Annotated in this window: 13 protein-coding genes; 7 read left to right on the forward strand and 6 right to left on the reverse strand. The window is 64.6% G+C overall.

Annotation, left to right across the window (positions count from 1 at the left end; translation table 11 throughout):
• Positions 1 to 189 precede the first annotated feature (189 nt).
• The 4 genes from ACQY4T_RS10395 to ACQY4T_RS10410 all read right to left on the reverse strand — a co-directional run bounded on the left by ACQY4T_RS10395 (position 190) and on the right by ACQY4T_RS10410 (position 3939).
• Entirely contained in the window at positions 190 to 1674 is a 1485-nt protein-coding gene (locus ACQY4T_RS10395; RefSeq protein ID WP_428541163.1) for an exopolysaccharide biosynthesis polyprenyl glycosylphosphotransferase, read from the reverse strand.
• A 796-nt stretch (positions 1675 to 2470) separates the two neighbouring features.
• Positions 2471 to 2770 (reverse strand): hypothetical protein, encoded by a 300-nt coding sequence (locus ACQY4T_RS10400; RefSeq protein WP_428541166.1) that lies wholly within the window; start codon positions 2768 to 2770, stop codon positions 2471 to 2473.
• Between the two features lies 1 nt (position 2771).
• Positions 2772 to 3545 carry a DUF6065 family protein gene (locus ACQY4T_RS10405; RefSeq protein ID WP_428541169.1) on the reverse strand — a complete coding sequence of 258 codons (774 nt, stop codon included), beginning with the start codon at positions 3543 to 3545 and terminating at the stop codon, positions 2772 to 2774.
• 196 nt (positions 3546 to 3741) lie between these two features.
• Entirely contained in the window at positions 3742 to 3939 is a 198-nt protein-coding gene (locus ACQY4T_RS10410; protein WP_428541172.1) for a hypothetical protein, read from the reverse strand.
• 426 nt (positions 3940 to 4365) lie between these two features.
• Between ACQY4T_RS10410 and ACQY4T_RS10415 the strand changes: the two genes are divergently transcribed.
• A complete protein-coding gene (locus ACQY4T_RS10415; protein ID WP_428541175.1) occupies positions 4366 to 4848 on the forward strand; it encodes a hypothetical protein in 483 nt (160 codons plus the stop codon).
• A 263-nt stretch (positions 4849 to 5111) separates the two neighbouring features.
• Entirely contained in the window at positions 5112 to 5291 is a 180-nt protein-coding gene (locus ACQY4T_RS10420) for a hypothetical protein (RefSeq protein WP_428541178.1), read from the forward strand.
• On the opposite strand, the gene ACQY4T_RS10425 is transcribed toward ACQY4T_RS10420, so the two are convergent.
• Together ACQY4T_RS10425 and ACQY4T_RS10430 are read right to left on the reverse strand one after the other, a co-directional pair.
• Positions 5288 to 6241: an IS1595 family transposase gene (locus ACQY4T_RS10425; protein WP_428541181.1), complete on the reverse strand. Its 954-nt coding sequence runs from the start codon at positions 6239 to 6241 to the stop codon at positions 5288 to 5290. The two genes, ACQY4T_RS10420 and ACQY4T_RS10425, sit on opposite strands and share 4 nt — an antisense overlap.
• Before the next feature lie 133 nt (positions 6242 to 6374).
• Entirely contained in the window at positions 6375 to 7436 is a 1062-nt protein-coding gene (locus ACQY4T_RS10430) for a YeiH family protein (RefSeq protein ID WP_428541184.1), read from the reverse strand.
• Positions 7437 to 7736: 300 nt separating this feature from the next.
• Between ACQY4T_RS10430 and ACQY4T_RS10435 the strand changes: the two genes are divergently transcribed.
• The 5 genes from ACQY4T_RS10435 (at position 7737) to ACQY4T_RS10455 (ending at position 15626) form a co-directional block, all read left to right on the forward strand.
• Complete coding sequence (locus tag ACQY4T_RS10435; RefSeq protein ID WP_428541187.1) at positions 7737 to 9776, forward strand: BTAD domain-containing putative transcriptional regulator; 2040 nt, start codon at positions 7737 to 7739, stop codon at positions 9774 to 9776.
• Positions 9777 to 10411: 635 nt separating this feature from the next.
• Positions 10412 to 11449, forward strand: a complete 1038-nt coding sequence (locus tag ACQY4T_RS10440) for an amino acid ABC transporter substrate-binding protein (protein ID WP_428541190.1) — start codon at positions 10412 to 10414, stop codon at positions 11447 to 11449.
• Positions 11450 to 11746: 297 nt separating this feature from the next.
• Entirely contained in the window at positions 11747 to 12439 is a 693-nt protein-coding gene (locus ACQY4T_RS10445) for an ion channel (RefSeq protein ID WP_428541193.1), read from the forward strand.
• A gap of 114 nt (positions 12440 to 12553) precedes the next feature.
• The gene (locus tag ACQY4T_RS10450; RefSeq protein WP_428541196.1) at positions 12554 to 15094 is read left to right on the forward strand and encodes a hypothetical protein; all 2541 of its coding nucleotides are present in this window, start codon (positions 12554 to 12556) and stop codon (positions 15092 to 15094) included.
• Between the two features lie 28 nt (positions 15095 to 15122).
• Entirely contained in the window at positions 15123 to 15626 is a 504-nt protein-coding gene (locus tag ACQY4T_RS10455) for a cysteine rich repeat-containing protein (RefSeq protein WP_428541199.1), read from the forward strand.
• Positions 15627 to 15738: the final 112 nt, after the last annotated feature.

Raw genomic sequence — 15738 nt, forward strand, 5'->3', positions numbered from 1 at the left:
GGAAAAATCCCTGCGCCGACCCGCCCACACGGTTGCCTACGCTCGGCGGAACTCAGTCAGGAAGCAGATCTTTGCCGATCCCTGGATAAGCCATCGACCAATTTCTTGAATACGATATCGACTCAATTCTTCAATATGCCATCGGCCCGATTCTTGGACACGCCACCGATACCGGGCTCGGCCATCGTCTCAATAGGCATTTTGATGCACGAATCCCTTGATCGCGGTTTGCAGCAGGATCTGGCAATCCAGCCAGACAGACCAGTGTTCGATGTAATACAGATCGTGGACCACCCGCTGTTCGATCTGTTCGACCGTGTCCGTCGCGCCACGCCAGCCGTTTACCTGCGCCCACCCGGTCATCCCCGGCTTCACCTTGAACCGCGCCATATAGCGCTTGGCCGCCGCCGAGTAGCGCTGCCCGGCAGCCGTCGCCAGCGGCGAATGCGGCCGCGGGCCAACCAGCCACATATCGCCGCGCAGCACGTTGAACAGTTGCGGCAATTCGTCGAGGCTGGTCTTTCGAAGCAAAGCTCCAAACGGAAACACCCGGGCGTCATCCTTCGTGGTCAACACCAGTTGGTCCGTCGCCGACGCCGTCACGTGCATCGTCCTGAACTTCAACATGACGAATTTGTTGCCGTTATAACCTTCTCGCTCCTGGTGGAACAGCACCGGGCCAGGACTCGAAAGCCTAATCCCCAGCGCGATCGCGGCCAGCACCGGCGAGCATACGATCACCAGCAAGAACGCCAGGATCCGGTCCTGCACATCCTTCAGCACCCAGTGCCAACCATCCAACGGCGGAGCGCTCGCCAGCAGCAACGGCATGCCGCCCACCTTGAACGCGCTCGACGCCATCCATTCCGGATCGACCCCGATACTCGCCGGCCATAACAGCACGCGCACCGGAAGGCACAGCAGGCCGCGGACCAGGTCCGGAAGCTGGCCCCGGTCAGCCGCCGATGTCGCGACGATGACATCCCTCACGCGGTGCGACTGGATCAGCTTCTGAACGGCGGCGATGACCTCGGCATTGCGTGCGACATCAGGATCGGTCCGGCCGGCGCCATCCATGCCGATGAAACCAGCGACATTGGCGCCCCCCGGATCCCGATCCAGCAACTGCGCGCAACTCCGCGCATCCGACCCGGCCCCGACGATCGCCACGTTGTGGCTGATCCGGCGCGCCCCCAGCAGCGCGCCGCCGGCATAGCCAGCCCCGAGCCGAACCAGCATGATGCACGCCGCGCCGGTCAGCCAATCCACCGAACTGCTCTGCCACAGCCCGGCGTGGGAATCGAACATCATCGACCACGACAACAGCGGAGCGGTCGCCAGCAGCCACGCCGCGGCACCCTTCAGGCTGGAACGCCAGATATGCAGCAGCCCGGCAAAATCATACGCCCCCAGCGAGCGCAGAACGAAATGAACCACCAGCGCGACGGCGACACCGAAGCGCAGCATCTCGAACAGACTGGTCCGACCACCGCCCCCGTCGACGATGATGTCACTCAGCCACTTGCTGGACGATATCGCCGCCGCCAGCGCCTCGGCCACCTGCAGCGCCGCGATCAGCCGCCAGCGCGATACACGCGCCTCTATTGGACCACATGGGAAGGCGGCCGCTGGGTCCGCCGCGCCGGCCGCAACATCGCCGCCGTCAGCAGCCATTCTGTTGGAAACTCATAACCATTCCGCCGGGTCCCCGCTTTCTGGTTAAATCCAAGTTATGTCAATACGGATAAATGCAGCCTATATCGCTGCACACATGCGTGTGAGTCACGTCTGCGTCAAAAGCGGTAATGTCTCGGCTCAAGAGGTGCTTGCGACACAGCCTTGAGCAAGTCGTTGGCGTTCGCAGCGGGCGCCGTTTACCACCGCCCCGGCGGTCCGATCCTGACGCCTGGTTCCCTGGCGTCAGGTGAATCGGCCCACGAAATCAACGGCTAGTGGATGTCATCCGGCGATCGCTTCCGTCGGATTGCATCCACTGGTGTACTGCCCCGGAAGTCCGCCATTTAATGCGGCGGACTTCTGGGATCGGCAGGTTACTGAAAATAAAGCGCTGGCGTCGCAAGACCGATGTTGGCCCGATATGGCGACATCAGCGCGACCAGGTTGGCTGGCGGATACAGCAAGAAAGGCGAGCGAGATGCTTCATCTTCCGTCCACGGCGGCGGTTCTGCGCACTGTTCGGCTGTACTGCGTCCGTAACGGATTTGCCCGGATGGTGGCCGTCCCCGGCCTGACGCTGGCCGCCACGGGCCCGACGCTGGCAATCGCCGGCAACGCGCTGGCCCAACCCGGCGCCCCGGCGGATCTTGTCAATCGCTATACCAAGGGCGTCCCAAGCCGTAGCAAGGGCGTCCAAGCCGGGCCTCTGCAATCAGTTGCGGCAGCGCCGCGGCAACCCGGGCTATGGCACTGCGTCCATACAGCCGCATGGCGATCAATCCCGGACCATGCCTCAACTTGATAATCCGACCGATATGCCGGATTGCCCCAAGGACCAGGAATTGGTGATGGTGCCAAGCTGCCAATGCGCAGCCACGCCCGACACCGGCGGCGCTACCGACAGGGCGTGCGGCCCCCGCACCACGGATGGCGGCGGGACATCGCTCCACGGCGCATCCTCGCTCGCCACCGCCGCGGCATCCGCTACATCGCAGCTATCCACCGCCGCCATGCTGACCCAGCACTGATCCGGCCACCCGGTTGCCGAACGGAACGAACCGCCCGGATGGCGCTCCGCAGCGCCGGTCCACACGTCAAGCCGCCCCGGTCGGCTGCCCGCGCGTGCACTGGTGCCGCCCCTTGCGTGCCGCCGTGGCGTAGCCGCCGAACGCCCGGTTGGGCCGCGAATTCGGCTCCACGACCGAGCAGCGATACGCCTCCCAATCGTCATCGCCCAGCCCCGCGCTCAATTGCATCCGGTCCAGCGTATCGCTGCTGTAGCTGTGCCTGGCCACCGGCTGCACCTGCACCAGCGGATAGTCGGCACGCAGCCGGATCGGCGTGTGGCTGCGGGTCAGCCGCATGTTGGTGAACAGCGGACCGAACCAGCGGTCGGTCTCGACGATGCCTTCGAACAGGCAGATCCCACCCACCGGCGGCATGTTCGCCGGCGCCCGCACCAGCAAATGCCAGTCCGGCGCGGTCTGCGCGATCAGCCCGGTCCACAACTGCACCGTCCCAGGCTCCGGCAACGCGGTCAGGAACGGCGGCGAGCACCCCCTCAGCGCCTCGGGCGCCACCGCATCGAATTCCGCCGCGTAGTCCGGAAGCTGCGCCGACGGTGACAGCGGCATCCATTCCGGCGCCTGCTCGCAGCGCCAGAATACCTCTGTTCCGTCCCACAGCAGCTCCAGATCGATCGGCGCGAACAACCACCAGCCGAACGACGTGGCACTGGTCAGCGCCTCACAATAACGCACCGCGCGCATCGGCAGCGTCCCGCACGCTGACCGCTCGGCTCGCATCGGTGCCCGGCCGTGGCCGGTGAGTTGGTGGAAGCGAACGATCGGGTCACTGCTGCTGGACATGATTTAAGGCTACCTTTTATCGCGGTTTCGGCACCCGGCAGCGGACCGCCAACGACGGCGGGTGCAAGATGGTCAGCACCCGGTCATCGCCGAGCCGCGCCGTGTCGGCACGCCGTGTCAGGCCACGCCGTGTCGGGCCACGCCGTGTCGGGCCACGCTGTGTCGGGCCACGCCGTGTCGTGTCAGACGGCTGGGCTCAGCCCTGCTGAACCGGCAGGCGATAACCGCCGCCCAGACGGATCTTGCCGGCGTCGGTGGTCGCCGCGCCCGCCCGATCGCCGCCGTTCAGCCCGGCGTCAATCCGGCCTTCCGGCAGGCGGTAGCCGCCACCCAGACGGATCTTGCCGGCGTCGGCGCTCACGGCGGACTTCACGGCTTCGGTGCGAATCAGCATGGAACTCTCCTTGGTTAAGCGACACGCCAACCGGAACAACGCAATCAGGGCAGTCAGCGAACGGCTGACTGCCCTGATCGAAGTCGCTTCAATGTGAAACCTGCCTCAGGCTCGGGCCCTGCCCGAAGCCCGCAAGACATAGCTGTCCCGTTGACAAGCCAAAGTTACGGAGATCGTAGTCCTATGTCAAGACATTTTTCTCAATTATATACTTTACGCCACACGATCTACATGTTGTTGTCGCCCGCATGCGACGGCATATGGCCAGATATCCTAGTCACTAACGAATCGCAATCATATGGTCTGCTAGAGTATGTCAATAGTGTTTATCCGAATATCGGACGCGCCATTTGTGCAATCGCGCACACCCCACCACTAACGCGCGCGTTGCTTGACACAAGACGCATGTTGGTGCATAGTGTGAACATGGCCGTGATCGTTAATGCAATTGTTGAGAGAAGAAAGCGTCTTGCCGATTTAAAGCAGGAAGTGGCGGCTGTCGGCACCGATTTGGACGCGCTGCTAAAGGCGGCGCAGATCATGGGCATCACCGTCCCAGACGACGTTGCTTTTCCGCCGCCTAGTGATCGCGGTTCAGGCGTAAATCGAGGGGGCAAACCACGTGGCGCGATAAGTGGGGCTTGGCGAAAAGTCCTAGCGTCGCTGCTGCCGACAGATTCGTCACATACCTTGTTAGACGTTCGCGCTGCCGCCGAAATGCACGGTATCACCAGCGAAATGGGAGCAGTCCGGGATCGTGTCCGAAAGTATGGGGATTTGGGATATCTAAAAAAGACCGACGATGGCCGCTATTCTGTCACTGAGGAAGCGGTTGGCCGGCTCAATCTCAACGCCTCGAAAGAGGACGTGCCGACCGCCAAGGAGTTAAGTGACGCTTTAGCCGGATGACTGTTCCCGATCACGAGTTTCCCCGCAAAAGGGAAAACCGGGGGTGGCGTACCCCGGTTCCGTTTAACCCCAACCAAGTGTAGCAGGCTGTGAACGCAGCCTCGAAAGGCAGGTGGTATATGAAAAAACCCTAGGATTTCATCACGCCACAATGCCTCTGTATCCGGGATCATGAGGCTCGGATACAGAGGCGATCTTCTGCCATGTTTGGCTGATTTTGTCAAGAGTCTCAGGCTCTTGCCGCCAAGGTTTGTGAGATTTTAATGGCTAAAGACAGCGCCGTTTTTGACGAGCAGAAAGCCAAGGATCGCTTCGAGGCAACGCTTCGGGGCGCATTGAAAACGCCGCCGACGCGAAAAGCCCCGAAACCAGTTAACCGCCCTTCTTCTTCCTCTCCGGACGCTTCCGGCGCCAACGCAAAAACAGGTCGGCGCGAAGCTTAAACGATGGCGCTGTTAGCTTTTCGATAGGTCAAACGCTTGCCCTCCGCGCCCTTCACAGCGGACAGAGTGCGCGCCAGATCGTTAAAACCGAGATTTTGGCGATGGTTATAACGGAAGTCATATTCAGCAAGGTAGCGGTGCAGATGCTTTTCCCGGCAATGCTGGTAAATGCCGTTGAAACCGCGCTTGAACAGACCGAAGAAGCCTTCGGCTGAGTTCACATGAACATCGTCCCTGACGTATTCCTTGTGTGAGTGGATCACCGTCTCATGAGACACGAACTCCTTCCCGACTTCGACGTAGATGTTGTTTTCGTCGGTGTGCAGCCGGGATTCTTTGGCGACGTTCTCGCGTACGATCTTGCCCAGCGTAAACCTATCGGCTGATGCCACGTGGAATGAACGAACCGAACCGCCGCGCTCCACCAGGGATACGATGATCCGCTTCTGCGCGCCGCCGCCAAGGCCGCGCTTCGTAAACGTCTTGCGCGCATTGCGACTGCGGGCAACCTGCGTTTCCCGCTTTCCGTGGTAGGTTTCGTCAGCCTCAACAATGTTGCCTTCACCGCCCATCGGGGGCGCCAATCCGCCAGCCTTCATCGCTTCGCGAACGCGATGCGACAAAAACCATGCACTTTTATAGGTGACGCCCAGCGACCGCATAAGCTGTAGACTGCTCATGCCCTTCTTTGAAGCTGACAGCAGATAAAACGCCATCAGCCACTTATGCAGTGGAATATGGCTGCTTTCCATAACCGTGCCCGTCGTGACGGTGTAGTCCTTGCGGCAGGCCGGATTGCCGCAACGGAACCGACCGGGGCGCTTGGTCGCATATCGACGGGCGCCTTCGCCGCATCGGCCGCAAACCGGGCCGTTTGGCCAGCGCACGCTTTCGATCTTTGCGCGGGCTGCGTTTTCATTCTGGAAATAGGGTTCGGTGAACGTGTTCATGATGACCTCTCGATAAACGCCATCATACATTTAGGGCTTGTGGTGTCAAGTATATAATTGAGACATTTTTCTTATATCAGCAGCAATATATGAAAATGCTCCGCCACCTCGCCACCCAACCCGAATCACCAGATCAAAGTGCGTGGCTCCAGTTCTGCACCGCCAGGCTCGATGCGGCGACCACGAACCAGGTCACTAGGCCCAGCACCAACGGGCGGCTGCCGGCGCCGACGAAGGCGCGCCAGTGGCCCTGCAGTCCAACCGCGGCCAGTGCCACCACCATCACCACCCGACCCAACATCTGCACCCGCATCGCATGTGACCCGATCAGCCCGGCGGTGTTGGCCGCCGCGGCCACGACGAACAGGATGATGAACACCGGCACCGCCGCGTAAACCCGCTTGCCCAGCGCCCATTTGCCCGCCGACCGATCGCCGCTATCCTCCGCCTTGCCCAGAAACGCCAGCGACAGCCCGAAGCCGATCACCAGCGGGATGATCAGCGTGGTGCGGGTCAGCTTGACGATGGTCGCGGTGGTCCCGGCCGCCTGGCTGAAGGCAAACCCCGCCGCCACCACCGCCGAGGTGTCGTTCACCGCGGTTCCCGCCCAGATCCCGAAGCCGTTGTCGCTCAGCCCAAACAGATGGCCCAGCGCCGGAAAGGTGAACACCGCCACCATGTTGAAAAAGAACACCACGGTGATCGAGTAGGCGATCTCCTCCGCCTTGGCCCGGATCACCGGCGCCAGCGCGGCGATCGCCGACCCGCCGCAGATCGTCGTGCCGATGCCGATCAGGCAGCGCATCCGCCAGTCGATGCCAAGCGATTTGCCCAGCAGCAGCGCGCAGGCCAACCCCGCCGTCATGGTCACCGCCAGCAACGGCAGCGACCCCAACCCGGTCCGCACGATGTCGCCAAGGTCCAGACTGGCGCCCAGCAGCACGATCCCGACCTTCAGGCACAGCTTGCTGGTATCGGATATGCCCAGCGACTTCTGCTGCGACAGCGCCGGCCAGGCGTTGGCGATCAGCACCCCGATGGCGATGGCGAACAGCGGCGCCCCAACCAGCGGAGCATAGCCGCCGGCCACCTCGGCCAGCACGGCAATCGCGATGCAAAGCAGCAGTCCAAGCCCGCGGCGAAACCACGGCTGTGTCGCGATCCCCGATTGCACCGCCACCGTCGAGCCCGACATCGCCACATCCAATCTCCATTCCGCGCCGTCGCCCCGATACTGGGCCAGCCGCCAACATCTGTCACCAATCGGGCCGCGGGTAAAATTTCTCCCCGCTTCAGGCCAAAGCCGGAGAACACAAACCTCCATTGCACGATGCGAGGATATTTTATCCACGGACATATTGCAGTGTGCTAACAGTTACGCTAAAACGCCGACCAAAGCACCCCTCGAGGTTGTGGACCACCATGCTACCAGCCGCCGCCTGAGCAGGGTGTCGTTATCCGTCGGCACGCTCCTCGTAGCCCAGACATCCAGGCAGTGCCGTCAGACGCGGCCCAACTGCGGCTGCGCCTTTTCGGCCACATGGCCGCCGACGATACCGCCGGCCGCAACTGTCTGCCGCGCACCCGCAAGACCCGAGCCCTGCTCGCCATCCTGGCCATCGCCAGCCCGAAACCGGTGCTGCGCCAGCAACTCGCCGCCCTGCTCTGGAGCCGGCGTCAGCAAGAACAGGCGCGCGGCTCCCTGCGCCAAAGCGTGCACGAACTGCAGGACACGCTGGGCGTCGCCTGGGGCCATGTTCTCATCACCGACCGGCACTATCTGTCGCTGCACGGCCCGGCGCTTCAGATCGACGCGCTGGCGCTGGCCCAGCCGGCAGTGCTCAACGCCGAACTGCTCGATCGCTTCCAGGACGTACTGCTCGAGGATCTGAACGGTCTCGACCCCGCCTTCGACCGCTGGCTGGAAGACGAACGCGCCCGTTTCCAGCGCATCGGGCGCACCATCGGCGAGGCCCTGCTGGCCAAATGCGAACAGCCCGAGGCAGTGATCGATGCCGCCGAACAACTGCTCAGCATCGATCGCATGCACGAAGGTGCCTGGCGCGCGGTCATGCGCGGCCACGCCGACCTCGGCGACCTGGAAGCCGCCAAGGCCTGCTACGACCGCTGTCGCGGCACGCTCGCCGACCCGGCGAACCGGTCCCCTTCACCCGAAACCGAGCACCTGATCGAGCGGATACGCGCCATGCCCGACGCCGGCAAACCAACGCCCCAGATCAATCTCGGCTCCGGGGTTGCCGACGAGCAGGTTCGGCTGGTCACGCCCCGAACCGCCCCCCGCGGCAGTCCACGCCGCGAGCGATCGGCGCTGCGGCTGCGGGTGGCGCCGCTGCGCACCATCGGCGCCGAACAGGACGACGGATTGGCCCAGGGGCTCGCCGAGGAAATCTCCGCCGGCCTGTCCCGGTTTCGCTGGATCTCCTGCGTCCCCGGCAGCCTTTGGCCGCAACCGCCAGACTCGCCGGACACCGCCCCCGGCGGCAGCCTGGATGCCGACCTCGTGCTCGACGGCACCATCCAGTACGGCGTCGGCCGGGTACGCATCATCGTCCGCCTGATCGATATCCGCGCCGATGGCGAAATCGCCTGGGCCGGCCGCTTCGATCGCCCGACCACCGACCCGCTCAGCATGCAGGACGAACTCGGCGCCGCCATTGTCGCCCAGGTCGATCCCGAACTGATGAAGCATGAAGGCCGCCGCGCCGCCAGGGCCCAGCCCGACGACATGACAGCGCAGGATCTGCTGCTGCAGGCACTGCCGGCACTCTACCGGCTGGAGCATGACAGCTATCTCGATGCCCGCCGCCTGCTCGAGGCTTCGCTGCACGCCGATCCCAGCAGTTCGGTGACGCACGGATGGCTGGCCTATTGGTATCTGCTCTATGTCGGCCAGGGCTGGGCCGCCGATCCGACGCAAGCCTCGGCCGAAGCCAGTCGCCTGGCCGAACGCGCGATCATGCTCGACCCCAGCGATGCCAGGGCGCTGACCCTGGCCGGCCACGTGCGCGGTTTCCTGGCCCGCCACCCGGAAGAGGCCAGCGCGCTGCACGAGCGCGCCATCGCGCTCAACCCCAACCTGGCGGTGGCCTGGTGCTTCTCCGGCCTGTCCCAGCTCTACCTCGGCCAGCCCGAGGAGGCGCTGCGCCGCATCCACCAGGCGATCCGCCTGTCACCGTCCGATCCGCACGTGTTCTTCTTCGACATGTCACTGATCATGCCGCATCTGATGAACGGGGACTGCGCCAACGCGATCGAGGCCGGGCGCCGCGCCGTCGAGCTCAATCCGATGTTCTCCTCCGCCTACAAGGGCTATCTCGCCGCGCTCGGCTGGATGCATCCGACCCGCGAAGCCGCCGGCGTGCTGCACCGCCTGTTGGCACTCGAGCCGGGCTTCTCGGTCGAGACCGCGATCACCCGTTCGCCGCTCCGACGTCCCGAGGACATCGCCCGTTACGCCGAGGGACTGCGCCGCGCCGGACTCCCCGAACGCGCCGCCCCGGCCGAACCAACGTAATGGATCGTGTCATGGCCGGGCTCGCCCCGGCCACTCACGTCTTCCTCTCATGAAACCCCCGCATACCCCGCACTCACCCAGTCGACACCGCCCGAGCCCGCTGGCACTCGGATCAATCCCTGTCGTGACCGGAGCAGCCGACTCGATCGTGTCACGACCGGCACACCGATCAATCCTGTCATGACCGGAGCAGCCCACTCGACCGTGTCATGACCGGCACACCGATCAATCCTGTCGTGACCGGAGCAGCCCACTCGACCGTGTCATGACCGGCACACCGATCAATCCTGTCGTGACCGGAGCAGCCCACTCGACCGTGTCACGACCGGCACACCGATCAATCGTGTCGTGACTGGAGCAGCCGACTCGACCGTGTCACGACCGGCACACCGATCAATCGTGTCATGGCCGCGCTCGGCCCGGCCACCCACGTCTTGCCTTCGCGGGACCCTCCGCAAATCGCCGGTCCCCCCACTCACCGACTAGAAACCGCCCAATCCGCCGCCCCCACCGACCAAGTCATGCCACAATTACTCCACATTCTCCCCAAGAATGACCTATCCTCTCGTTCAATCACACGATTCCCCCGCTGTGGACGACCCGCCCGGCGCCATCGTGCCGCAGGAGACCTCGACATGACCCGACTTCAAACCGGCGCCCTCGCGCTGCTCGCCACCCTGCTGACCGGCGCCGGATTGGCCCAGCCAGTCGCCGCGCAAGGCTCCGGTTCGGCCACCCTGGATGCCGCCCGCGGCCGCGGCCAGCTCCTGTGCGGCGTCGCCGGCAACGTCCCCGGCTTCTCGCTGCCCGACAGCCAGGGCCTGATGAAGGGCATCGACGCCGATAGCTGCCGAGCCGTCACCGCCGCCGCGCTGGGCGACGCCAACAAGGCTAAGTTCGTCATCACCACGACACAGAACCGCTTCACCGCGCTGCAGTCCGGCGAGGTCGACATGCTGTCGCGCAGCACCACCTGGACGCTGGGACGCGAGGCCAATCTCGGCCTCGAATTCGCCTGGGTGAATTACTACGACGGCACCGGATTCCTGGTGAAGAAGTCGGCCGGCGTGAAGTCGGCCAAGGACATGGACGGCGCGACAATCTGCGTCGCCCCCGGCACCAGCACGGAACTCGCGATCAACGATTACTTCCGGCTGAACAAGCTGAAGTTCACCCCGATCCTGATCCAGGACCTGGCGGAAATCCACAACGCCTTCATGTCCGGCCGCTGCGATGCCTACTCCACCGATGCCTCGGCGCTGGCAACGTTCCGCTTCAGCCAGGGACCGAAGGCCGACGACCTCGTCCTGCTGCCGGAAATCATCAGCAAGGAACCGCTCGGCGTCATGGTCCGCAAGGGCGATGACAAATGGTTCGACGTCGTGCGCTGGACCTTCATCGCGATGATCACCGCCGAGGAAAAGGGCATCAACAGCACCAACGTCGATACCTTCCTCAACAGCAACGACCCCGACATCCGCCGCCTGCTGGGCGTCGAAGGCGACATGGGCAAGGCGTTGGGCCTGGATAACAAATGGGCCTATAACGTGATCAAGCAGGTCGGCAATCTGGGCGAGGTCTGGGACCGCGACATCACCCCGATGGGCGTGCCGCGCGGCATCAACAACATCTGGACCAAGGGCGGCCTGCAATACGCGCCGCCGATCCGCTGATCGCCGGCGCGCCGTGGCCAATGCTCGCAGTGCCAAAGCCCCCGGTGCCAATGCTCGCAGTGCCAAAGCCCTCGGTGCAGATGCTTGCAGTGCCAATGCCCGCAGTGCCAATGCTCCTGGTGCCAATGCTCGCGGTCCCAAGGCTCGCAGTGCCAATGCTCGCGGTCCCAATGCTCGCAATGCCAATGCTCCCGGTCCCAATGCGCGCAGTGCCAATGCTCCCGGTCCCAATGCGCGCAGTGCCAATCCGCGCAGTGCCAGTGCTCGCAGTGCCGGTGCGCGAGGGGCCCGGCGCTGATGCGGCGATGGCTGCCGCAACCGGCCGCCGATAGCCGCTTCGGCAACCTCAGCGATCACGCGCTCACCGCCCTGCTCGTGCTGGAAGCGCTGATCCTGTTCGTCGCCGCGCCGCTGGCCGGAATGGGCATCCGCCTGCCGCTGGTCTTCGGCACCCTGGTCGTCGCCCCGCTGATCATCGCGATCGTCATCATCTCGACCAGCACAGGCGCGCGGGCGCTGGTCAGCGTCGCCGCCGTCCTGGCCGCCGCCGGCGTGGCATTCCGGATCAATCATCCCTCCCTCGTAACCGTCTGGCTGGGTCACCTGGCGGTCATCGCCGCAGTCGTCGCGATGTCCCTGGTGATCGGCAAGGCGGTGTTCGCGCCCGGACGCATCAGCCATCACCGGATCGAGGGTGCCATCATCCTCTACCTCAATATCGCCGTGGCGTTCACCTCGGTCTACCGCATGATTTCGGAACTGGATCCGGTCGCATTCGCCGACGTCGCCGGCCACCAGACCGAAACCGCGGCGGTCAGCACCATGCTGTATTTCAGTTTCACCACGCTCACCGCCACCGGCTTCGGTGAGATCCTGCCGATCAACCCGCTGGCCCGCAGCATGGCCAATCTAGAATCGGTACTGGGCCAACTCTACCTCGCGATACTGCTCGCCCGACTGGTCACCATGCACGTCGAGTCGAGGAAATAGTAGCCGGACTTGCATGATGCTCAAATCGCCTGCTATGGGCTGAACCGCGGGCCCGGGAACTGGCAATCGAGTCCGATGATCACGTAACGGCTGCCGGAAACCTCGGGGGAACTCATGCCCAGCATGCGAATGCTGTTCGGTATCGCCGCCTGTTCGATCTATATTTGCCTATCCGCAATGAACTCGAGCCGCGCCCAGGCTCCCCCGGCGGAACCGGCATGGCCGCATGCGATCTCGGTCAACGGCAACAACGTCGTGGTGTATCAGCCGCAGGCGATCGAATGGCCCGGCCATGAAACCCTTACCACAAGGGAAGCGATCGCAATCACCCCGCCCGGAGCCAAGGCCCCGATCCTCGGCACCACCGAGATTTCGTTCGCCACCCAGACCGACGCCGCCACCGGCAACGTCGTGCTGACCGATCCGAAGCTGCTGGCCTCGCATTTTCCCGCCCTGGATACCGAACAGGCCGCGCACATCGAGCAGCAGATCAAGGCCGCGCTGCCCGACGTCCACGCCAGGCCGGTGCCGCTGGACTCGGTCCTGCTCAGCCTGAAGCAGACGACGCAGCCGAAAAACGCCGATCTGAACAACGATCCGCCGGTGATCTTCTACAGCGACAAACCCGCATCCCTGGTGGTGTTCGATGGCGATCCGGTGATGGCCCCGCTCGAAAAGACCCCCCTTTCGTTTGCCGTCAATACCAACTGGAACCTGTTTTCCGACGGCAAGGACTGGTACTTGCTCGACAATGGGGCCTGGCTGATGGCGCCCGACTACAACGGTCCCTACAAGCCGGTGTCCAAGCTGCCGCCGGCGTTCCGAGCGATTCCGGCCAATGCCGAATTCGCCGCCGTCCACGCCGCCATCCCGCCGAAACCCGGCCTGCCGGGCGCCACGGCGATGTTCTACGTCAGCACCAGGCCGGCGGAACTCATCGTCACCAGCGGAGCACCGCAACTCGCCCCGGTCAGCGGCACCACGCTGCAATCGGTCAGGAACACCCACAGCGTGCTGTTCTTCGAACCGTCGAGCGGACGATTCTTCCTGCTCACCTCCGGCCGATGGTTCGCATCCCACGGCCTCGCCGGTCCCTGGAGCTTCGCCTCCAACGACCTGCCGGCGGATTTCTCGATGATCCCGCCCGAGGACCCGCAGGCCAATGTGCTCGCCGCGGTGCCCGGCACCAGCCAGGCCCAGCTCGCTTTGCTGCAAGCCCAGGTGCCGCGCCAGGCCACACTGAAAAAGACCGCCGCCAAGCTCACCGTCGTCTATGCCGGACCGCCGCAGTTCAAGCCGATCCCCGGCACCGCCATGACCTATGCGGTGAACACCTCGTTTCAGGTGATCGAAACCGGCGGCAAATTCTACGTCTGCTATCAGGGCGCCTGGTTCGTCGGTCCATCGCCGACCGGCCCCTGGCTGCTGGCCGAAACCGTGCCGCGGGTGATCTATACCATTCCGCCCACCAGCCCGATGTACAACGTGACCTACGTCCAGGTCTACGGCGCCACTCCGACCGCGGTGACCTACGGCTACACCGCCGGCTACACCATGGGCTTCGTCACCGCCGGCGTGCTGGTCTACGGCACCGGATACTACTACCCGCCGGTGGTGATCCCCGGTCCGGTGCCGGTGTACTACCCCTATCCCTATTCCTACGTCGGCAACACCGCCTACAACCCCACCACCGGCGCCTGGGCCCGCGGCGGCACCGTCTACGGACCCTACGGCGGCGTCGCCACCGGCGGCACCGCCTACAATCCGACCACCGGAGCCTATGGCTCCGCCGGAGCGATCTACGGCCCGAACGGCGGTGTCGGCGGGTTCTCCGCCTACAACCCAACCACCGGCGGTTATGCCCGCGGCAGTGCGTCGTGGCAGAACGGCAGCGGCTCCGCCAACGCCAGCTATTACAACCCGCGCACCGGCGTCTCCGGCTCGACCAATCAGAATGCCAATCCCTACTCGCGCTGGGGCTCCAGCACGTTCTCTGGTCCGAACCAGACCGTCAACACCGCCAGCGGCAGCAACGCCCGCGGTTCGGCTGGCGGATTCCAGTCCTCGACCGGCGCCCAGGGAGCCGGCTACAGCGGCGTCAACGGCAATCGCGGCGGCGCGGTGAAAACCCAGAATGGCGACGTCTACGCCGGGCGCGACGGCAACGCCTACCAGCACACCTCCTCCGGCTGGTCGCAGTGGAGCAATGGCGGCTGGCAACCCGTCACCCCGCCAACGTCGTCATCCACCAACCGCCAGCAGACGACACAAACCAACGCCTCGACCACGGCGGCCAACCGAACCCAGCCGACCCAGCCCCAACCCAACACCACCCAGCGCAACACCACGACCCAGACCGCGCCCACCGGCACGACCCAGCCCCAACCCAACACCACCCAGCGCAACACTACCCAACGCAACAGCTCGACCCAGACCCCCCGCACCGGCACGACCTCCGGCGCCACGGCGCAATCGCGCAACGCCAGCCGGCCGACGATGGAAAGCAGCTCCTACAACCAGTTGGAGCAGGATCGCCAGGCCCGCTCCACCGGCGGTCAGCGCTTCGGCGGCGGCGCCACGGGGGGAAGATTCGGCGGCGGCGGCGGCGGATTTGGCGGCGGCGGCGGCGGTGGCGGTGGCCGTTTCAGGCGCTGACATGATCGCAGCCAAAATGGAGGAAATAATGCAACGACCCATCCGGCTGAACCGGGTCAAGCGCATCCTCGGTGTGCTTCTGTCGGCGCTGTTGTTGCCGGCGCTGGCGGCAACCGCGCTCGCGCAACAGCCCAGCCAGGCACAGATCAGCGCGATAAAGCAGTCCTGCCGGTCCGACTACCAGTCGGTGTGCTCCAGCGTTCCGACCGGCGGCAGTGCGGCGCTGCAATGCCTGCAGGGCCACATGGCAAGCCTGTCGCCGGCCTGCCAGTCGGCGGTCGGCGCCATCGGCGGTTCGGCACCCGCGGCGCAGTCCCAGCCATCGCGCGGCGCCGCCCCGCCACCGCCACCGGCGATGTCGCCACGCGAGGAGGCCGCCATGATGCGACGCTCATGCGGCGGCGACTTCCGCGCCTACTGCCAGGGCGTCAGACCCGGTGGCGGCCGCGCCCTGGGCTGCCTCGCGCAGAACCAGTCGCGCCTGTCGCCATCCTGCAAGGGGGCGCTGGCCGAGGCACGAGGACAGCGTTAGCGCACAATCGTGCCTTGGACGAAACGTTCAAGCCACGTGGATCATGCGACAGAACAAGCCAGAACGCTGCATGGCCGCACGGTCAGCCTCGAAGCGCTCTGCCAGCCTGATC

This window comes from Rhodopila sp., from assembly GCF_965277825.1.
In the GTDB taxonomy this organism is placed as follows: domain Bacteria; phylum Pseudomonadota; class Alphaproteobacteria; order Acetobacterales; family Acetobacteraceae; genus Rhodopila.